This window comes from Priestia filamentosa, assembly GCF_900177535.1.
Taxonomy (GTDB): Bacteria; Bacillota; Bacilli; order Bacillales; family Bacillaceae_H; genus Bacillus_I; species Bacillus_I filamentosa.
The window spans coordinates 1,107,778-1,128,781 of sequence record NZ_FXAJ01000001.1 but is presented as its reverse complement, the minus strand read 5'-3'; the positions used below and the strand labels follow the sequence as shown (position 1 = coordinate 1,128,781).

Sequence of the window (21,004 nt, the reverse complement as noted above, 5' to 3'; positions counted from 1 at the left end):
AAATAGAAGCGAATGCTAAGATTACATTCGCTTCTATTTATTCATCTCTTAGAGCATTTCACTAATTGTTTTAGGGAGCATGTGTAGTGGAAGATAATCTGGACCTCCTGCTTTAGAATCTGTACCAGACATGTTAAAGCCACCAAATGGATGATATCCAACAATCGCTCCTGTGCAATTTCGGTTGAAATATAGATTTCCAACATGAAAGTGACCTTTTGCATACTCCAAATGTTCGCGGTTATTTGAAAAAACGGCTCCCGTTAATCCATACTCTGTATTATTTGCTATCTCAATAAGCTCTTTAAAGTCTTTTCCTTTTGAAAAGGATAAAACAGGACCAAATATCTCTTCCTGCATAATCCGTGCTTTTGGATCAACGTCTGCAAAGATTGTTGGATCAATGAAAAAGCCTTTTGAATCATCGCTTTTCCCTCCATATACAAGACGTCCTTCTTCTTTTCCAATTTCAATATAATCTGTAATTTTATCAAATGAACTTTGGTCAATAACAGGTCCCATATATGTTCTTCCATCTACAGGGTCTCCTACTTTTTTAGTTTCCGCAATTTTTACTACTCGTTCAACTACGCTATCGTATACATCCTCATGGATAACCGCTCTGGAACCAGCAGAACATTTTTGTCCTGCAAAACCAAAAGCCGAAATAAAAATTTCTTCTGCTGCTGCCTCTAGATCTGCACTTTTATCTACGACAACTGTATCTTTTCCTCCCATTTCAATAATGGATCGCTTCAACCATTTTTGTCCTTCTCTTACTTGTGAAGCTCTATTATAAATTCTCGTTCCAACTTCACGAGAGCCTGTAAAACTAATAAGATGTGTTAACGGATGGTCCACTAAATAATCGCCTACTTCACTACCGCTTCCAGGGCAAAAGTTGACAACGCCTTTCGGTATCCCTGCTTCTTGCAGAATGTCAATAAAAGCCCGCGCGATAACAGGAGTGTTTGAAGCTGGTTTTAGAACAACCGTATTTCCTGTCACAATAGGAGCAACTGTTGTACCAACCATGATTGCAAAAGCAAAATTCCACGGAGGTATAACTACTGTTACACCCATACTTGTATAAATATATTTATTTTTCTCTCCATCTCTGCTTTTTACGGGAGCTCCGTCTTTTAAGCGAATCATTTCTCGGCCATAATACTCCATAAAGTCAATGCCTTCTGCAATATCTGCATCTGCTTCCTTCCACGGTTTTCCTCCCTCTTTAATAAGGAGAGCTGTTAATTCCTTTTTTCGCCGACGTGTAATAGCTGCTGCTCTAAATAAAAGCTCTGCTCGCGCTTCTGCTTCCCACAAACGCCAGCTTTCAAAAGCATAGTGAGCAGCCTTCATCGCGTCCTCTGCGTGCTCTTTACTCGCTTTTGAAACATAACCTACTACTTCCTCTTTGTTAGCAGGGTTAATAGAAGTAATCTCTTCATCTGTTTCAACGTTTTTTCCATCAATTAATAAGCTATGTTTTTTACCTAAATAACTTTTTATATGTTCAAGAGCTTGTTCCATCTCTTGATAATTTTTCTCAATTGAAAAATCAGTAAATGGCTCATGCGAATATTCCTTAATCATCTTATCTACCCCTTTGCTATTTATTGAATTCCTTTCATCCTTATAAACTCATATAACCTCCTAGCCTATAATTAAACATATATTTTTCTAACAAAAAAATGCTTGTTTGTCTCGAATCCATTTCCTGTAAAAAAAGACTTCCCGTTATAATTAGGAAGTCTTTTTGTTAAGATTAATTTTTTATATCAAGTGACTCATCTAAATGTAAACGTCCTTTTTGTTCCTCAGACTTTGTGATATACATCGCACATGCTGCATCTCCTGTAATATTAACGGCAGTTCTCACCATATCAAGAAGACGGTCTACTCCGATAATTAATCCAATTCCTGCTACAGGTAAACCAACAGATTCTAATACCATTGCTAACATAATTAAACCTACACCAGGAACTCCTGCTGTTCCAATGCTTGCAAGTACAGCTGTTAATACAACCATAACAAGCTGTGACAATGTTAGATTCACATCGTAAACTTGGGCAATAAAAACGGTTGCAACTCCTTGCATAATAGCTGTTCCATCCATATTAATTGTTGCACCAAGCGGTTGGACAAAACCACTGATTGCTTTTGGAACTTTCAGTTCGTTTTGTGCTGTTTTCATACTAAGTGGCAATACTGCATTACTGCTTGATAAACTAAATGCGACTGTTGCCGCTGGGAAGAACTTTTTAAAAAATGTAAACGGATTGTACTTTCCTAAAAGTGCGACTGCCCCTCCATAAACAACGAAAAAATGAAGAGCTAAAGCAATTAATACAACACTCATGTAAAGACCCATTGATCTGATTGCTTCCCATCCTTGTGAGCCTGAAGCTGTCGCGATTAAACCAAATGTACCATATGGAGCAAACTTCATTACAACGTTTACTAAGTACATCATAAGTTCGTTTCCTTGCTCTACTACTTTTAAAATACCTGCTGTTTTCCCTCCTAGTACTGCAAGCCCTACTCCAATAAATACAGCAAAAAAGATAATTTGCAACATTTCGCCACTACTCATAGCAGCAATAGGATTTGATGGAATAATGTTTAAAAGAGTCTCTACAAATCCTGGTGTTTTTTCAGCCTCAAATCCTGGACTTGAGGAAGCATCAACGTCCATTAATTTACCAGGCTGAATGATAGACGCAAGAGTAATTCCTATTGTAATAGCTAAAGCTGTTGTAATAAGAAAAAAGGAGATTGTCTTTGTTCCAATAATACCAATCTTTTTAGGGTCACCAAGCCCAGCTACTCCTAAAATAATTGAAAAAAGAACAATTGGAACAACTAACATTTGAATAAGTTTTAGGAAAATCTGGCCTAATGGCACAAACAAATACTTGTTGACTCCATCAAAGGCAGCTGGAGAGATTATATGTAAGGAAATTCCCACAATCGCCCCCAAAACTAAAGCTACAATAATTTTTACTGTTAAGTTAGATTTCATTTCTATTCCCTCCTTCATTTTTAAAACAATTTAATTTTTTAATATTCAGAAAAATTTAGCTAATTATCCTTCCTCACTTTCCGCACATTCTATCATATTACGTGCTGTTTTTACTATATCACATAGAACAAACAGAAACATACAAAAATAGTCATCAAACACCATTTTCTAACAAAAAAAGCCGTTCTTCCTAAAGAAGAACGACTTCTAGTTTATTCACTCTTTGTTTTCTTTAATATCCCTACAAGTAACGCTGTTACAATCGCTCCGATTACAACTGCTAATAGATATAGAAGCGCGCTTCCTTGCACAAATGGGAAGACGATAATTCCACCGTGTGGCGCAAGAAGCTTAATATGAAACGCCATTGTTAAAGCACCAGCAGTTGCCGCACCCACAACTGCAGCTGGAATAACGCGAAGTGGATCTGCTGCTGCAAACGGGATTGCTCCCTCTGTAATGAACGTTAAGCCCATAACGTAACAAGTTTTTCCTGTATTACGTTCTTGTTGTGTAAACTTTTTACGGAAAATTGTTGTTGCAAGTGCCAAACCAAGTGGTGGTACCATTCCACCAGCCATAACAGCTGCATGTGGAGCATAGTTTCCAGCATCAATCATTGCGATACCAAAGGCAAATGCTGCTTTGTTGATTGGGCCACCCATGTCGATTGCCATCATTCCACCTAACAGAATACCAAGGAAAACTAAGCTTCCTGTACCAAAACCACCTAACCAGTTTTGAAGACCTGTATTAATTGCTTCAACAGGACCGTTGATTACGTAGACCATGATAAGACCCGTAATTAACATTCCTAAAAACGGATAAAGAAGAACAGGTTTTAATCCTTCTAATGACTGTGGTAAAGCTTTTAAAGCACGTTTAATTCCTAATACAACATAACCCGCTAAGAAACCTGCAATAAGTCCACCTAAAAATCCAGCGTTTGCTGTAAAAGCTAAGTATCCACCAACCATACCTGGAGCTAGACCAGGACGATCTGCAATACTCATTGCAATATAACCTGCTAAAACAGGAACTAATAGTTGGAATGCGTTTTCAGCCCCAATTTGATTTAAAACTTTCGCGAATGGGTTGTTAATTCCGCCATCTTGATCAATACCAAACAAGAAAGAAATAGCAATAAGAAGTCCGCCACCTACAACAAACGGAAGCATATTTGAAATTCCGTTCATTAAATGCTTATAGAAAGCATTTCCTTTCTTTTCAGTTGAACCCGATTCTTCACTTTTATCACTGCCACCGTTTCCTTGATACGTACTTCCTTCACCTCTAGATGCTTTTTCTAAAAGCATCTGTGGTTCACGAATGGCACGAGCTACGGGGACTTGGATAATTTTCTTGCCTTTAAAACGTTCCATTTCAACTTGCTTATCAGCTGCAACGATAATTCCTGCTGCATTTTCAATATCTTCAGCAGTAAGTGCATTTTTAACACCTGTTGAGCCGTTTGTTTCAACTTTAACATTCATATTTAATTCTTTAGCTTTTGCTTTTAAGCTATCAGCTGCCATGTACGTATGAGCAATTCCTGTTGGACAGGCTGTAACAGCTAAAATTAATCCTTCTGAAGGTTGTTCAACTTCTTCTTCTCCTTCTTCTTCTCTTTCTTTTGCATCAATTGCTGCGATCACTTCGTCTTCTGAAGATGCATGAAGAAGCGTTTCACGGAAATTTGCATCCATTAGAAAAGAAGAAAGTCTTGATAATGTCTCAAGGTGAGCATTATTAGCTCCTTCTGTTGCCGCAATCATGAAAAATAAATGTGCATTTTGACCATCAAGTGACTCATAATCTACACCTTGCTTTGATACACCAAAAGCAATTGCAGGCGTATCAACGGAACTTGTTTTTGCATGTGGAATAGCAATGCCTTCGCCAATTCCTGTTGTACTTTGTGCTTCACGAGCTAAAATTGCCTCTTTGAACCCTTCTCGGCTTGATAAACGACCTGCTTCATCAAGTTTGCCAACTAGTTCATCAATTACATTAGCTTTTTCCGTACTCTGAAGCGATAAAATAATCGTATCTTTTTTTAGTAAATCTGTAATCTTCATTTTGTTTCCCCCTTACTCATCCATACCTGTAACATGAATCTGCGGTAGTAACGATTCCATATGGTCTTTCGTACAAAGTTCAATTGAAAATGCTGTTGCACTTCCTGTAGCTGCTCCAACTTGTAATGCTTTTGCAAAATCTCCGTCTTTCACATAACTAGCTAAGAAACCCGCTACAAGAGAATCGCCTGCACCAACTGAATTTTTTAGTTCACCTTTTGGAACATTGGCTCTGTAGACATTATCTTTTGTAACAAGTAAAGAACCTTGTTCAGCCATTGAAACGATAACGTTCTCAGCTCCCATGTCCATTAATTTTCTTGCATATGGTACAGCTTCTTCAGCTGTTTGAATGCTAACATCAAAGAGTTCACCAAGTTCATGATGATTTGGTTTAATGAAAAATGGTCCTTCTTTTACGATATCTAATAAGTCTTTTCCGCTTGTATCTACAACAACGCGCGCGCCCTTTTCACGAGCTAGCTTTGTTAGCGTCACGTAAATATCTTTCGGTGCAGAACTTGGAATGCTTCCTGCTAAAACAACAAAGTCTCCTTCTTCTAATGAAGAGAACTGTTGATACAATTCCTGTAGATTCTCTTCAGTTAGCGTTGGACCTTGTCCATTAATTTCTGTTTCTTCATCTGCCTTAAGCTTAATATTAATGCGTGTATCTTCATTAACTTCCACAAATGCCGTTTTTGTACCTTCTTGTTCAAGGATATCTTTAATGTACTGACCTGTGAATCCACCTGTATAGCCAAGTGCTGTACTTTCTAATCCAAGGCGATGCAAGACACGCGAAACGTTAATTCCTTTTCCCCCTGGATGTTTTGTATCAAATGAAGTTCGATTTAATCCACCTAAGTCAAATTCCTTCACATGAACAACATAGTCAACGGAAGGATTTAATGTACACGTATAAATCATGTTGTCACAACCTTTATATCTGTTTTTTCTTTTAATAGAGCTTTTTGTTCATCTTCTAGTTCATTTGTAATGACAACGGCTTGGTTTAAATCCGCAATTTTAGCAAAACTCACTTCTGAAATTTTTGTCTCATCTGCCAAGATAAAGCTTTCTTTTGCAAGATTTATAGCGCATCGTTTAACCATTGCTTCTTCTGTATCTGGTGTTGTATATCCATAAACAGCATCAACACCGTTCGCTCCAATAAATGCTTTATCAAACCTGTATTGTTTTAGACTTTCAAGCGCATTAACTCCGATTAGGGCCCCTGTTTTATGTTTCACAGCTCCTCCGATAACAAAAAGAACAATTTCATTTTGTACTAAGTGAGCTACATGGGGTAATCCGTTCGTCACTACTGTGATATCTTTATCAGTTAAAAACGGAATCATTTCATATGTGGTTGTTCCTGCATCTAAGAAAATACAGTCGCCAGATTCAATTAGGCTTGCCGCATAGTGAGCGATCTTTCGTTTTTCTTCAATGTTTCGAGCTGATTTTTCAGCAACGCTCATCTCAAACGCTTTTTTACGAGAAAGGGTTGCCCCTCCGTGTATGCGTTTGAGTACGTTTTCTTCTTCAAGCTGACTGAGATCCCGTCTTATTGTAGACTCAGAAGCTCCTGTTATATGAATCAGTTCACTAATTTTAATTGTATCTTTTTCTTCTAAGAGATTTAAAATTAACTCATGTCGCTCTTGAGTTAGCATGAAGACATCGCCTCTTTCAAACGCTTTCATCTTTTGCTTAACTTAATTTAACATGAACATCTTTCAAAATCAATCATTTTCTATCAAAAACCGTCAAAATTATTCAGATAAACGTTCATAATCTTCCACAGTGGATTGCTCTACCTTTTTACAAAAGAAAAAGAGTGCAGCACACTGCACCCTATCCTTTATTTTTGAATAACTCCACATGCAATTCTACTTCCTGCATCTCCAGCAGGGTTTGTTTTATTATCATCTGCTTTCTCGTGAATCATAAGAGCACTGCCATCTTCATCAAACAGAGAGTTCTCTTTTCCTTCTTCTAATGTAACAAGAGGAGCTACAACTTTTACATCTACCTTGCCGTTCTGGTCAACTTCAATATTCGGCAAATCCCCTGCATGCGGGCCCTTCGGATTGTCTAACCCGTGTTCTTTATTATAGGGATTAAAATGACCTCCAGCAGATTCAAATCCAGCTCCTTTACATTCCCCTTTTTCATGAATATGAAATCCATGTACACCTGATGGTAAGTTCTCCGCTTTCAAGTGAATAGTAACCCCGTTTTTACCTTCTGTTAACGTGGCTGTTCCAATTGTATTCCCATCAATATCTTTCAGTTTTGTTTTATACATATCTTGGGCTTTTTCACTTACTTCTATAGAATTGTGATGCTGTGTTTCTGTATTTGCTCCACTGCACCCAGTTAAGAAAAGGATACTCAACAAAAAAATGTGAATGCTTTTATTCATGGAAAAACTCCTTTTTCTGTTGTCACGTTCAGTTTGCATCAAATCAACTTTTTTTAAACCTCTTTACTATTTTTTCGCTGAAGTAAATCGGTTTCACAAAGTATACTTTCCGTAAATTGTAAAATATCTTTTTTGAAATATAGAAACCAAATACATTTTTATGCCATTAGTTTAATATGAAGCGAAATATCTTATGACCGTAAAAAGCATGATTGCATACTTTTTTAGAGACATCATATTTAACGTCAGATCACTTAGATTTTTACCATAGCTTTGAAGAATACAAAAAGGCAAAATTGAAGCTTTTTACACGTGCTAAGAAAGCTGTTGTTAATCTAGATGATGAGGGAATGAGCAAAAACATTTTATCTTTATTTAAAGGACAAGTTATTACATATAGTATGAGACAAAAGGCAGATGTTTTTGCTAAGGTCATAAAATTAGAGAAAACGGGAACAGTCTTTCAACTGCACGTATACGGAGATAACTACCTTGTCAAAGCTCCCATTCATGGAGATCATAATATCGCGAACTTTCTTGCAGCTTTCTCTGCATGTCTTCACCTAAAAATATCCCTACAAGATCTTTTCAAAGCAGCAAACTTTATTACAAGCCTGAAGGAAGATTCCAGATTTTCACCAATTATCCAAGTCATCAAATTATTCTAGATTATGCCCATACACCAGAAGCATTAGAAAGTCTTATTAAAACTGTTAAATATATTTTTCATAAACGTTTGATTTTGATGGTGAAAGGCGTTGGACTAAGAGATCCAAAGCAGCATCCCTTCATTGAAAAATCTGCGGATAGAAAAGCTGATGAAATCGTCGTTACTGTTGATCATCCTGGTTCATATAATAGAAGAAACATTGCAGAGGATGTGATGAAGGGCTTTTCTTCATCTTCCGTTCATGTTGAACTTCATCGTGAACGCGGTATTCATAAAGCTCTTTCACTTGCGGGGAAAGATGACCTTATTGTACTAACTGGTCTTGGTTTTGGTGGCTATCAAGTCATTAGAAAAGAAAATGTTCCATACTGTGAATACGATGCAATTCATCAATATTTCAACAAAAAGTTTTCGTATAAAAAAGAGCGGTCAAAATTGACCGCTCTTTTTTATAAAGTTAACGCTGATACAGGTTGTTCAAAATATGCTTTGTACAGAGATTGCACAGCCTTATTTAGTTCTGTTTCTTTTACGCCAAACATCATACTTACTTCTGAAGATCCTTGGTTAATCAGTTCAAGGTTTACTCCCGCTTCGGCGAATGCATTTGTTGCTTTAGCTGCTACTCCAACAGAGCTTGTCATCCCTTCTCCTACTACCATAATTAAAGCTAAACCGTACTGGACTTTAACATCATCAACCTTCAGTTCTTTTTGAATGCGCTCAAGCACCCTTTCTTCTTTTCCATTTGTAAGCTGACATTTTCGCAATATAATAGACATATCATCAATGCCAGATGGCGTATGCTCATACGAAATCTCTTCATCCTCTAAAATTTGTAGCAGTCGACGTCCAAAACCAATTTCTCTATTCATTAAATACTTTGAAACATAAATGCTACAAAAGCCTTCATCACTTGCAATTCCTGCCACCTGTTGTTTTAAATAATCACGCTCTGCTACAATTAACGTCCCTGGCGCTTGTGGGTTGTTCGTGTTCTTTACACAAACAGGGATTTTTTGACTTACAACAGGATGAAGAGCTTCATCATGGAAAACAGAAAATCCTGCGTAAGATAGCTCGCGCATTTCTCTATACGTAATTTCCTTAATATCCTTTGGCTTTTCTACAATTGTAGGATTAACGCATACGATAGAATCTACATCGGTGAAGTTTTCATACATTGTTGCTTTTACACCCGCTGCTACGATGGAACCCGTAATATCAGACCCTCCCCGCGGGAATGTTACAATATTTCCTTGTTCTGAGTAGCCAAAAAACCCAGGAATAACCAGAATTTCTTCTCGTTTTCTTAGATTGGCTAGCTCCCTATACGATTGTTCTAGAACTTGAGCATTTCCTGGCTCGTCTGTTACAAAGATGCCCGCTTCTTTTGGATTTACATATTGCGCTTTTAAACCTAAGCTTTGGAGATAAAAAGCCATAAGCCTTGCATTATTGTCTTCACCACTTGCTTTTACACTATCTAATAGACGATTAGCGTCTTCTTTGTATGTATCAATAATGTCCTGAAGGTTTTCTGCGATTTCATCACAAATATAACTTTTTATCTTCAAGCCATCTGCAATTTCTTTATAGCGCACAATAATTGCTTTAAACTCTTCCGCATAGGAATTTCCTGTTAAAATTTGGTTTGTTAAAGCAATGAGCAAATCTGTCATCTTTACATCGTCTTTAAATCGTTTTCCTGGAGCAGAAACTACCACAATACGTCTCTCCTGATCCGCCATGACGATATCCGCAACTTTCATAAATTTTTCTGCACTCGCGACAGAGCTTCCACCAAATTTTGCTACTTTCATTCCTCATACACCTTCTTCAATAGATTGTTTACAATGCTGAAATAAAATATTGTTACTATCATAGCACAAATTTTCAAAAAATTAAGCTTTTATTGAAAAAAACTTTCAAAAATTCCACTCACCAAGAACAAATGTATTTTTTAAAGGTACAAAAGCATTTTTCTTTTGCTTTTTATGATATATTTTTTCATCCTTTGTATAATGTGCACCTTTATGACGCAAATTAACAAACGTATCAATACTACAAAGGAGTGAACACTTTGAAATTTTCTATTTTTACTCTTGGTGCTGTTCTTCTTCTAGCAACAGGCTGTGGAGCAAATGACAACCAACAAGGTCAAGGCGGGATGGACAATAATGCGAGGGATGTTCGCTACAATGCTGATTATGATCGCGGGATGAACGATGCAACAGATAACAATATGAATAACTATGATATGAACGATGGTGAGCCTTACCAAATCAATAATGACAATGACACAAATCGTGATAACAATGACAACGACAACAATAATAACGACGATATGCGCGTGGATCAGAACTTAAAAGGAAAAATCGAAAAGATTGATGGAGTAAAAACAGCTCACGTCATTGTAACAGGCGAGAACGCTTACGTTGCTACTGTATTGGATAACAACCAAAAAGGTGAAATGACAGATAAAATGAAAGAAAAAGTACGAAATGTAGTGAAAAAAGCGGACAATAATGTTGATGAAGTGTACGTATCTTCAAACCCAGACTTTGTAAAACGCGTTGGTGGTTATGTAAACGACATTCAAAATGGCAAACCTGTTGAAGGCATTGGACAAGAGTTCTCAGAGCTTGTACGTCGCGTCTTCCCAGAAGGTCGCTAAACAATTACGCCTCATTCATTAAGAATGAGGCGTTTTATTGCCAGATTGGATAAAGGCTCACCGTAACAAGCGCAAGACAAATGGCAAATCCAATTAAATAGAGCACGTTAAATAGGCTTGTTAGACAAAGCAGCCCCCATTTCGAAACTCCTTTACTCGTAAAAGCCACATAGAAAAAACGATAATCAATCAAAAAAAGCAATAAAAAAGAACCAATGAAATAAAAAGGAAGTACCCAATCCCCTAATGCTGTTACGCCACTTTTATCTAGCCACTCTTGTTCTGAAAGACCATAATAGCCGGTTTTATAGCGAATTAAAAAGACACCGCCTAAAAAGAGAAGAAAAAGCCCTGTAAAAATTCCCCCAACTTTTAACTTAACGTCTCTTTTCATTCCAATGAGAAATGAAAAGCCCGCTGCAAGGTATAAAGAAGCAGCAAAAACCATCTCTTTCACTCCTTTTACTTCTATTATATTGTCCACTCTTTTTTTTAGACGTTTTTTCTATTTGTTTTAGACAAAAGAAGAAAAAATAGTGAAAAAACTCTCTTAATCTAGTTGTTTTATCTACGCTTACTCTCTTTTTCTTTCATACGATACGGTAAGAGACAATGAAAGGAGATGACACAATGCTAAAAGTATTCATTGATCCTGGCCATGGTGGAACAGATTCAGGAGCTACAGCAAATGGAATTGTTGAAAAAGAGGTTAACCTATCAATAGCCCTATTCCTTCGAGAAATTCTCGTTCTTAATTATGAAAACGTGCAAGTTAAAATGAGCCGTGATCATGATGTGTTTATCCCTCTACATGATCGGGTGAAAAGCGCTAATAACTGGAATGCCGATCTTTACATTTCCATTCATTGTAATGCGAGCAGCATGAGAACAAGAAGAGGGTACGAAGATTTCGTTTACACAAAATCTACTAACAGTCTTGAATTACAGGATGTTTTACACGGATCTATTACTAGAACAATTACCATCCCAGACCGAGGACAAAAAAAGGCTAATATCTTCGTACTAAGAGAAACTAATATGCCTGCTATCCTTACTGAGAACGGCTTCATTTCTAATGTAGAGGATGCAAAACTTCTCCAAGATAAGACCTACCTAAAAATGATTGCTAGAGGGCATGCGCAAGGAATTGCTGCATTTTTCAATCTGCATCCAACTGTTTCTGAGATAATGTACTATCGTGTTATAACAGGAAACTTCAAGACAGAGGAAGAAGCTCTTATCAGGCAAGGAGAGCTTCTTGAAACAGGTATCGAAACTTTCATCCTCATTGAAAAAGAAGATGAAAATAAAGAGTATTCCGTTGTTTCTGGAAGCTTTCAATCGTTTCAAAAAGCACATGAATTTGTGCAAGTGCTACAAGAAAAAGAGTTTAAAAGTTTTATCGTTACTGTCATAATTCAGTAGTTGAACACACTCTTCATGTTTAACAACTCTTTAAAGATGGAATAATAGGAATAAGAGTTAAAACAAAGGAGTGAAATGATTATGACAGTTAAAGATGTAAAAGAAAAAATTGCAAAAGTATTAGAAAATAATAAGATTGGTACACTTGCAACAATTGAAGGAAACAAACCAAATTCTCGTTACATGACATTTTTTAATGACGATTTAACACTTTATACGCCAACAAGCAAAGAAACACATAAAACAGAAGAAATCGAAAAAAACTCAAACGTTCATATTTTACTAGGTTATGATGGTAAAGGTTTGGGAGACTCATATGTTGAAATTGAAGGTACTGCTGAAATTTATGAAGATCAAAAAATGAAAAACGAGCTTTGGGAAGACGAGTTCGAGCACTGGTTTGATGGAAAAGATGATCCAAACTATATCATCTTAAAAATTACTCCTTCTCAAATTCGTCTTATGAATGAAAAAGGTCAAAAACCACAAACAGTGACGGTATAAAAAAACGCGAGTTCAAAGAACTCGCGTTTTTTATATCATGATATATACTCTTTCATTTTCCACAATAGCTTCGTAAGTATGCACACACCCTACATCAGGAGCCTGTACCTTTCCATCTTGAAGGGATATTTTCCAGTCATGCATCGGACAGAAAACAAATTCTCCGCTCACAATCCCTTCAGCAAGTACACCATTCTTATGTGGACATCTGTTTGTGACAGCTCTCACCTTTTGATCTGACAGTCTAAAAACAGCAAGCTCTTCTTCCCCTACAATAACGGTTTTTCCAAGCCGCTCTGGAAAATCGCTAAGATGTCCAATCTCTACTTTTGACTTTACTGTGCTTTTCATCTATTTTTCCCCCTTAGCCTTTTTGAAGCATTACATTTGTAAAGAGTTCATTTTTCGTATTTTTACTTTCAATAATTTCACGCCAAGGATCTGTTGTGACAGCTAAGGCTTTATCCATTCGAATGTTAAGCTCTGTTCTTGTATCTATGTTATCAAGCACTTCTTTAATATGAGCAAGACCAACGCGCTCAACAAAAGCTGAGGTTCTCTCTAAGTAATTTGCATTTTCGCGGTAATATTGTAAAAAGGCTGATGACATTTCCATCACTTCTTCTTCTGTCGCTACTTTGCAAAGTAAATCTCCTGCTCTTAAGTGGGTTCCTCCGTTTCCACCAACATAAATTTCAAAAGCTCCTTCAATTCCTACAATCCCAACATCTTTAATCCCTGACTCTGCACAGTTACGCGGACAAGCTGAAACGCTCATTTTTACTTTGTGTGGGGTTTGAAGACGTTCAAATTTCTTCTCTAGCTTAATGCCAAGCCCCATAGAGTCTTGAGTACCAAAGCGACAAAATGACTCTCCTACACACGTTTTAACAGTGCGAAGCGTTTTTCCATACGCGTATCCTGACGGCATATCAAGCTCTTCCCAGATCTTCGGTAAATCTTCTTTCTTTGCTCCAAGGAGATCTAATCGCTGTCCACCTGTTACTTTAACAAGAGGAATATTATATTTATCTGCAACATCAGCAATTTTGCGAAGCTCTTTTGGATTTGTAACACCACCGTACATTCTCGGTACAACGGAAAATGTTCCATCTTTTTGAATATTGGCATGCATTCGCTCATTTACAAACCGAGACTCGCGTTCATCTTCATACTGCTCTGGATCGATCATGCCAAGATAGTAATTAAGTGCTGGACGACACTTTGAACATCCTTCATCATTTTTCCATCCTAAAACATTCATTACTTCTTTGCTGTGTGTTAATCCTTTTTCTTTAATCTCTGCTACAACTTCATCGCGAGAAAGAGTCGTACATGAACAAATCGCTTCTTTTTGTTCTACTTCACTTCCGGCTGTTAAACTAATCAGTTCAGCTACAAGTGGTTTACAGCCTCCACACGAGCGACACGCTGTTGTGGCATCTTTGACTTCATCAACGCTCGTTAATCCGCCTTCTGAAATCGCGCTACAAATGGTGCCTTTCGAAACTCCATTACAGCCACAGATAATGTCATCATCACTCATCGAGGCAACAAGACTTTCTTCTTTTCCACTATTTGTTGAGAAAAGAGTTGGACTCAATCCCTCAAGAGTGCTTCCTTTTTGAATCATTTGGAAAAGTTTATTTCCATCCTTTGTATCACCAAAAAGAACAGCTCCAATTAATTTCTCATCTTTTATAAGAAGCTTTTTGTAAACATTCGATACTTCATCAAATATTTTAATGGCATAGGCATTTTCCACTTCATGTTCCATAAACTCTCCAGCTGAAAATACGTCAACACCTGACACTTTAAGCTGTGTGGACAAAACAGAACCTTCATATGGAGCACACTCCTGTTCAAGAATGCGATGTGCCAATACTTTTCCTTGCTCATAAAGCGGTGCAACAAGTCCGTAAGCAATTCCTCTATGTTCAGCACACTCTCCAACTGAGAAAATGTCCGGGTCGCTCGTTTGTAGGTGGTCATCAACGGCAATTCCTCGATTAACCGTCAAACCACTTTCTTTTGCAAGAGAGGTATTTGGAACAATTCCAATCGCCATTACAATCAAATCCGCCTTTATTTCTGAACCGTCTTTAAAGCGAATTCCCGTTACCCTCTCTTCGCCTAAAAACTCGTCTGTATCATGATTAACAAGAATATTCATTCCCTGGTCTCCGAGCGACTTTTGAAGCAAATTTCCAGCTGTTTCATCAAGCTGTCTATTCATAACGTACGGCATATTTTGAATAACATCGACTTCCATCCCTAGATTGAGCAATCCTCTCGCCGCTTCAAGCCCTAGAAGTCCACCTCCAATAACAGCTGCTTTCTTGTACTGTTTTGATGCATCCACCATTTTTTCGCAGTCTGCTATATCTCTAAATGTAACAACGCCTTCTTTGTCTATTCCTTTGAATGGAATCATAAGCGGGTTTGAACCTGTAGCAATGATTAATTTATCGTAGCTTTCTTCGCGCCCTTTATTAGTGAATAACGTTTTAGATTCACGATCAATTTTGATTACTTCTTCGCCTTTATGAAGAGTAATGTTATTTTCCTCATACCACTCTAGACTATTTAACACAATATCTGAAATCTCCGTATCCCCTTGAAGAACTTTTGATAACATAATTCTGTTATAGTTTGGATGTGGCTCACTCCCAAAAATCGTAATCGAAAAGCGATTAGGGTCTAATTTTAAAATCTCTTCTACAGCTCGAACACCAGCCATTCCATTTCCAATTACAACAAGTTTTTGCTTTTCCACTACAGTTCCCCCTCTGGAATTAAAACATGTATTGTATTTACATATTTACAAACTTGCGTCTTTTTTAAAATCATTTTGTGAGTTTTCCTAACATGTTTTTTTGTAAATTCTGATAATTTAACCAATGCCAGAAAACGCTTTCTGTCATGGAGGGCTTGCGTTCTAGAAGAAAAACACTTCTGAGGAAAAAGAATAAAGGAAAGAAAAATGAAAGCGCTGTGACCATATCATAAAAATATGGTAATATTGAATAGACAACCACTAATTTATTTATTTCAAGGGGGATCTACAATGGAATACCGTATTGAAAAAGATACGCTTGGCGAAATGAAAGTACCAGCAGACAAACTATGGGCTGCTCAAACACAGCGCAGCAAAGAAAACTTCCCAATTGGAACAGAAAAAATGCCTCTTGAAGTGATCAAAGCATTTGCTATTTTAAAGAAAAGCGCGGCACTAAGTAACTATAACTTAGGAAAATTATCAAAAGAAAAAGCAGACGCAATTGCAAAAGCTGCGGATGAAGTAATTGAAGAAAAGTTAACAGACCACTTTCCACTTGTTGTTTGGCAAACAGGAAGCGGTACACAATCAAATATGAATACAAATGAAGTAATCGCGAACAGAGGAAATCAAATTTTACAAGAAACAGGAAGCGAAGAGCGTCTTCACCCAAATGATGATGTTAACATGTCTCAAAGCTCAAATGACACGTTTCCAACGGCTCTTCATGTTGCAGGCGTAATCGCAGTTGAGGATCATCTTCTTCCTTCATTACGTACGTTAAAAGAAACGTTCCAACAAAAATCAGAGCAGTTTGATTCAATCATTAAGATTGGTCGTACACATCTTCAAGATGCCACTCCTCTTACACTTGGTCAAGAAATTAGTGGATGGTTCCGCATGCTTGAAAAAAGTGAAAAAATGATAGAAGAAAGCATAGGCTACCTAAAAGAGCTTGCTATTGGCGGCACGGCTGTTGGTACAGGCATTAATGCGCACCCTGAATTTGGAGATCGTGTAGCAGCTGAAATTAGTAAAATCACTGGTAAAACATTCACTTCTGCTCAGAATAAATTTCATGCTTTAACAAGTCATGACGAAGTTGTATACGCACACGGTGCCTTAAAAGCTCTTGGGGCAGACTTAATGAAAATTGCTAATGATGTACGCTGGTTAGCAAGCGGTCCTCGCTGCGGAATTGGAGAGATTATAATCCCTGCTAATGAACCAGGAAGCTCTATTATGCCAGGAAAAGTAAACCCAACGCAAAGTGAAGCAATGACAATGGTTGTTTCTCAAGTAATGGGAAATGATGCAACAATTGGATTTGCAGCAAGTCAAGGAAACTTTGAACTTAACGTCTTTAAACCGGTAATCATTTATAACTTCCTTCAGTCAGCAAGAATTCTTGCCGATTCAATGAAAGCATTCAACGATAAATGTGCCGTAGGAATTGAACCAAACTTGGAAAAAATCCAAGAAAATGTTCAAAATTCACTTATGCTTGTAACAGCCTTAAATCCTCATATTGGATATGAAAATGCGGCTAAAATTGCTAAATATGCTCATCAAGAAGGATTAACATTAAAAGAAGCGGCTCTAAAATTAGATCTTCTTACAGAAGAGCAATTTGACAAAGTTGTAAAACCTGAAAACATGATTAGCCCTTCCGTTTAAATAAAAAAACGTGCGGTTTCTATACCGCACGTTTTTTATCTTTCCGTTTGCTGTTGCTGCACAAGCTTTTGATAAAGGTTGTGGTTCTTCAAAAGATTTTCGTGTGTTCCAACACCTGATATTTCTCCTTTTTCAATTACAACAAGTTGGTCAGCATGAACAACAGTAGAAAGTCTATGAGCAATAATAAGAGTTGTTCGTCCTTTCATTAAACGATTTAAAGCTTGTTGCACAAGATGTTCTGAAGAGCTGTCTAAGCTAGATGTTGCTTCATCAAGAAACAAAATTTTCGGATCTCTGATAAGAGCTCTTGCAATAGCTATGCGCTGACGCTGTCCTCCTGAAAGCTTTATTCCTCTTTCTCCTACCTCTGTATGAAACCCATCTGAAAGATTATCAATAAACTCTTTTGCATTAGCAAGTTTAGCAGCTTTTTTTACTTCCTCATCGCTCACTTCTCTGCCTACTCCATAACAAATATTCTCTCGAATTGTTCCTGACATGATAGGACTTTCTTGTGAAACATAGCTAATTGCTTTTCTCCAAGAAGAAAGTGTAAAACTATCAATATTTTCTTCCCCTATTGTAATCCTTCCTGAAGTTGGCTTATAAAATCGCTCTAGCAGCGAAAATAGCGTTGTTTTTCCCCCACCACTTGGACCAACAAAAGCAGTTGTTTTTCCTTTTGGAATGCGAAGATTAATATCTTTTAAAATAGGGGTTTCATTGTTATAAGAAAAAGAAATATCCTTAAGCTCAATATCTTCAAGTGCTTCTTCTAAATTTTTTCCTTTCTGTTTTTCTTCCGTTCGTAAGTTCAGCATTTCTCCAATTCTCTCTGTTGCCCCAAGTGCTTTTTGAAGAGCAGAAAAAGATGTAGCCATCTGACTAAATGGAACGATAATCTGGAACATGTAAATAATAATCGCAACAAGAGATCCAGCGGTAAGAGTTCCAGAAGCAACCCTCACTCCCCCATATCCAATAAGAACCACAATTACCAACATCATAATAAGCGTCATAAAGGGATGAAGCACAGACTGAATTCGCGCTTCTTTTAATCCAAAGCGAAACAGCTTTTTAATTCCTTCCTCTCCTTTTTCAACCTCTACATTTTCTGCACTATACATTTTCACAAGACGGATTTCACCAAGCACACGCCCAAGCTCTCCTGAAAATGAAGCAAGTTCATCTTGAGTCGCTTTTGAGATTCTGTACATTTTTCGTCCTAATGGAATAATAAGAAGTAGAGAAAAAGGAACCGCTAATACCATAACAAGTGTCATTTTCCAATCGATGAAAAGCAAAATAATAACAGATCCCACAATTGAGACAATCCCTGTTAAAAATGAAACAAGATGCTGAGTCACAAGAGTCTTAATTGTATTTGTGTCTTGTGTAATTCTACTCATTGTTTCACCTGACTGATGCTTATCAAAGTAAGGAACTTCTAAGAAAAGAACTTTCCGCCAAAGGTTACTTCGTAAGCGAGAGACCACAATTTCCCCTACGTACATAATCAGATAGGAGGAAATCCCCCCTGAAATAGCTTGTAACATAAAGGCAAGAATGAGGATAACAATGACAGATGTCTCAAGAGCAGATGAGGCAGCTTTATCTACTAAATTTTTTGTAAAAAGTGGAACAATAAGAGCAGCCCCTGTTTCTAATAAACTTAACGTTAATGCTGTTATCATAATAACTTTAGGAAGCTTTATGCTTTTTAGTAACTTCCAAAAGGAAGCTAAATTTGCTTTTGTATTTTCCTTCTCCATATTCCTTATCCTTTCTCTTTCTTTTCTATTAAAGTAAAGTGGTGCTCAAAAGCTTCATCCATCCATTTTTGCTGTTTTTCTGAAAAAGGGGAAGGAAGTTTCAATAAGTCTTGCGGAAAATCTTCTTCTTTTATTTCTGTTATTAAAGATAAGTCTTCACCTACAAAAGATACGAGCAAATCATATACTTTTTCAATACATTTTTGAACAAGAAGCGAATTGGATTCTCTTCCTTCCTTATAAAGATCTGTTAGTTCTACAAAAATGTTAACCCATTTTTGATTCAGCAAAATTTGCTCTTCATCTGAAATGTTAAAAATACGATCAATTGTATCTTCCGGTAAAATTTGCTTCAATGCTTTCTTACTTTTTTCTTCCATTTGAAAACTATCAATAATAGCTACATATATAGAAGGGCTTAGTTCTTTTTGTTCTTTAGAAACTGCCAGCGCATTGTCGAGCGCTTTAATAATATTTGTAAGTTTCTCTCTTTCCTTCTCCATGATTTGTCGTTGAAACAGAAGACTTTGCCGCAGGTCCCATACTTCTTCATTAAGATACTCCTTAATTTTTTCAAGCGAAAGACCGATATACTTTAATGAAATAATTTTTTGTAGAGAGCTAAGATGCGAATCACAATAAAAACGCCGGTTGGTTTTTGTGCATTCCGGAATTAATAAGCCGATTTCTTCATAATAACGCAATGTTCTTACCGTAACACCTGTTTTCTTTGCAAACTGACCAATGCTATATTTCATCACCTTCCATCATTCCTTTCCTTCTCTATCTTAAAACGTTACGTTACGTAAGATGCAAGACTTTTTTCCTCTATTATAGAAAAAAGCTTCACAAAAAAAGAACTCTACTTAAAAAGTAGAGTTCTTTTTTCCTTAATGTTCAAAAATGCCTTCCATTATAAATCATATTTTGTTACATTAACCATGTAATAAGAATTGGTAACGTAATCAACGAAAGGATAGCACTAATAACGAAAGCTGAAGCTGTTTCTGCTTCGCGTTTTTCAAATCGCGTTGCAATTAGTGCTGCAACCGCAGAGCCTGGGAAAGCAACAAGTAACATTGCTTTTACTGTATCGTCTGCTGAAAGACCAATCATTGTAGCAATTCCTAACATTACAAGTGGTTGTACAGCAACTTTTAATAATGCAATTGCAAATGACACAACGCTGAAACTAATTTTACGCACTCCAATTGTTACCCCAACAGCAAACAGTGCTACACCAGATGTTGTTGTACCAATTTGGTTTAACATATCATTGAAAAGCTCAGGAATTGGAATGCCAATTAATACAATGACAATCCCAATAAGCGGAACACATGCAAGCGGTTCTGATAAACCATGAAGAACCGATTTAATGGTGATCTTCCACAAGCTCTCGCTTTTTTCATCTTTATTATCTCCACGTTGTCCAATTGTACCGAAAATAATAGAAAGTGGATCTAAAAGTGCATTTACAACAATCCCTGTAATGGCAATTGGAATTGCTACTGCGTCTGCTCCAAATAAACTCCCTAGTACAGGAATCCCCATAAAAGCGAACGTTGGTTGAGCAGAGTTCAATGAAATCATTGATGCTCCTGTTAAATCCATTTTAAAAGCATAACGAGAAACAATAAGTAGAATAATATAAAAACCAACAATACCGAGAAACATAGTTACAACAAACGGCCATTTTTCAATAAATTGTTGTTTTGATGTTGTGACAACCCCTACAAATAAATGGGCAGGTAACGCAAATTTTGTAACAAACGTGTTAAGCCCCTTTGATGTTTCCATATTGTATTTTTTAAAGTATCCTGCTAAATAGCCTAGTGCAATAACGAAAAAGATGGGGGCTAAAATAACAAGAATATGCTCAATTCCCATGAAAATCCTCCTTAAAATAAAACAGCAAAGAGAGAAGCTTGAGTGGAGAAACTCAAACCTCAATCTCTGTTAATGC

The 21,004-nt window shown here is 37.0% G+C and carries 18 protein-coding genes and 1 pseudogene; 6 read left to right on the top strand and 13 right to left on the bottom strand.

Annotation, left to right across the window (positions count from 1 at the left end):
• Window positions 1–48: 48 nt before the first annotated feature.
• From pruA to B9N79_RS05785, 6 genes are all read right to left on the bottom strand, one after another.
• Window positions 49–1,596, bottom strand: a complete 1,548-nt coding sequence (pruA, locus tag B9N79_RS05810) for an L-glutamate gamma-semialdehyde dehydrogenase (protein WP_040056430.1) — start codon at window positions 1,594–1,596, stop codon at window positions 49–51.
• Between the two features lie 172 nt (window positions 1,597–1,768).
• Window positions 1,769–3,025, bottom strand: a complete 1,257-nt coding sequence (locus B9N79_RS05805) for a dicarboxylate/amino acid:cation symporter (protein WP_019392232.1) — start codon at window positions 3,023–3,025, stop codon at window positions 1,769–1,771.
• 212 nt (window positions 3,026–3,237) lie between these two features.
• On the bottom strand, window positions 3,238–5,103 hold the full coding sequence (locus B9N79_RS05800; protein WP_085117952.1) for a PTS fructose transporter subunit IIABC: 1,866 nt from the start codon (window positions 5,101–5,103) through the stop codon (window positions 3,238–3,240).
• 12 nt (window positions 5,104–5,115) lie between these two features.
• The gene (gene pfkB, locus B9N79_RS05795) at window positions 5,116–6,033 is read right to left on the bottom strand and encodes a 1-phosphofructokinase (protein ID WP_040056432.1); all 918 of its coding nucleotides are present in this window, start codon (window positions 6,031–6,033) and stop codon (window positions 5,116–5,118) included.
• Window positions 6,030–6,782, bottom strand: coding sequence for a DeoR/GlpR family DNA-binding transcription regulator (locus tag B9N79_RS05790; RefSeq protein ID WP_085117950.1), 753 nt, complete (start codon window positions 6,780–6,782; stop codon window positions 6,030–6,032). The genes pfkB and B9N79_RS05790 overlap by 4 nt, the downstream gene beginning before the upstream one ends.
• A gap of 188 nt (window positions 6,783–6,970) precedes the next feature.
• Window positions 6,971–7,534 (bottom strand): superoxide dismutase family protein, encoded by a 564-nt coding sequence (locus B9N79_RS05785; RefSeq protein WP_040056434.1) that lies wholly within the window; start codon window positions 7,532–7,534, stop codon window positions 6,971–6,973.
• Window positions 7,535–7,746: 212 nt separating this feature from the next.
• Between B9N79_RS05785 and B9N79_RS05780 the strand changes: the two genes are divergently transcribed.
• Together B9N79_RS05780 and B9N79_RS26930 are read left to right on the top strand one after the other, a co-directional pair.
• The gene (locus B9N79_RS05780) at window positions 7,747–8,202 is read left to right on the top strand and encodes a Mur ligase family protein (RefSeq protein WP_048896840.1); all 456 of its coding nucleotides are present in this window, start codon (window positions 7,747–7,749) and stop codon (window positions 8,200–8,202) included.
• A pseudogene (locus B9N79_RS26930) lies at window positions 8,088–8,465 on the top strand (glutamate ligase domain-containing protein); the annotation flags it as partial. The gene B9N79_RS05780 and the pseudogene B9N79_RS26930, both read left to right, overlap by 115 nt.
• 188 nt (window positions 8,466–8,653) lie before the next feature.
• Here the strand turns inward: B9N79_RS26930 and B9N79_RS05770 are convergent.
• Entirely contained in the window at window positions 8,654–10,027 is a 1,374-nt protein-coding gene (locus B9N79_RS05770) for an aspartate kinase (protein ID WP_019392227.1), read from the bottom strand.
• 260 nt (window positions 10,028–10,287) lie between these two features.
• Here B9N79_RS05770 and B9N79_RS05765 point away from each other — a divergent pair, with 260 nt between their 5' ends.
• Window positions 10,288–10,881, top strand: a complete 594-nt coding sequence (locus B9N79_RS05765; protein WP_046217678.1) for a YhcN/YlaJ family sporulation lipoprotein — start codon at window positions 10,288–10,290, stop codon at window positions 10,879–10,881.
• A gap of 34 nt (window positions 10,882–10,915) precedes the next feature.
• On the opposite strand, the gene B9N79_RS05760 is transcribed toward B9N79_RS05765, so the two are convergent.
• Window positions 10,916–11,329 carry a hypothetical protein gene (locus B9N79_RS05760; RefSeq protein ID WP_040056436.1) on the bottom strand — a complete coding sequence of 138 codons (414 nt, stop codon included), beginning with the start codon at window positions 11,327–11,329 and terminating at the stop codon, window positions 10,916–10,918.
• Window positions 11,330–11,511: 182 nt separating this feature from the next.
• On the opposite strand from B9N79_RS05760, the gene B9N79_RS05755 reads away from it, so the two are divergent.
• Both B9N79_RS05755 and B9N79_RS05750 read left to right on the top strand, forming a co-directional pair.
• On the top strand, window positions 11,512–12,306 hold the full coding sequence (locus B9N79_RS05755) for an N-acetylmuramoyl-L-alanine amidase (RefSeq protein WP_019392224.1): 795 nt from the start codon (window positions 11,512–11,514) through the stop codon (window positions 12,304–12,306).
• A gap of 81 nt (window positions 12,307–12,387) precedes the next feature.
• Complete coding sequence (locus B9N79_RS05750) at window positions 12,388–12,810, top strand: pyridoxamine 5'-phosphate oxidase family protein (RefSeq protein WP_019392223.1); 423 nt, start codon at window positions 12,388–12,390, stop codon at window positions 12,808–12,810.
• A gap of 30 nt (window positions 12,811–12,840) precedes the next feature.
• Here B9N79_RS05750 and nirD read toward each other — a convergent pair whose 3' ends face one another.
• The gene (gene nirD, locus B9N79_RS05745) at window positions 12,841–13,161 is read right to left on the bottom strand and encodes a nitrite reductase small subunit NirD (protein ID WP_046217680.1); all 321 of its coding nucleotides are present in this window, start codon (window positions 13,159–13,161) and stop codon (window positions 12,841–12,843) included.
• A 13-nt stretch (window positions 13,162–13,174) separates the two neighbouring features.
• Complete coding sequence (gene nirB / locus B9N79_RS05740) at window positions 13,175–15,586, bottom strand: nitrite reductase large subunit NirB (protein WP_040056437.1); 2,412 nt, start codon at window positions 15,584–15,586, stop codon at window positions 13,175–13,177.
• 291 nt (window positions 15,587–15,877) lie between these two features.
• Here nirB and fumC point away from each other — a divergent pair, with 291 nt between their 5' ends.
• The gene (fumC, locus tag B9N79_RS05735; RefSeq protein ID WP_019392220.1) at window positions 15,878–17,266 is read left to right on the top strand and encodes a class II fumarate hydratase; all 1,389 of its coding nucleotides are present in this window, start codon (window positions 15,878–15,880) and stop codon (window positions 17,264–17,266) included.
• A gap of 35 nt (window positions 17,267–17,301) precedes the next feature.
• Here fumC and B9N79_RS05730 read toward each other — a convergent pair whose 3' ends face one another.
• The 3 genes from B9N79_RS05730 to B9N79_RS05720 all read right to left on the bottom strand — a co-directional run bounded on the left by B9N79_RS05730 (window position 17,302) and on the right by B9N79_RS05720 (window position 20,928).
• Window positions 17,302–19,041: an ABC transporter ATP-binding protein gene (locus B9N79_RS05730; RefSeq protein WP_040056438.1), complete on the bottom strand. Its 1,740-nt coding sequence runs from the start codon at window positions 19,039–19,041 to the stop codon at window positions 17,302–17,304.
• A 5-nt stretch (window positions 19,042–19,046) separates the two neighbouring features.
• Window positions 19,047–19,799 carry a MerR family transcriptional regulator gene (locus B9N79_RS05725; RefSeq protein ID WP_239695515.1) on the bottom strand — a complete coding sequence of 251 codons (753 nt, stop codon included), beginning with the start codon at window positions 19,797–19,799 and terminating at the stop codon, window positions 19,047–19,049.
• 172 nt (window positions 19,800–19,971) lie between these two features.
• Window positions 19,972–20,928 carry an AEC family transporter gene (locus B9N79_RS05720; protein ID WP_019392217.1) on the bottom strand — a complete coding sequence of 319 codons (957 nt, stop codon included), beginning with the start codon at window positions 20,926–20,928 and terminating at the stop codon, window positions 19,972–19,974.
• Window positions 20,929–21,004: the final 76 nt, after the last annotated feature.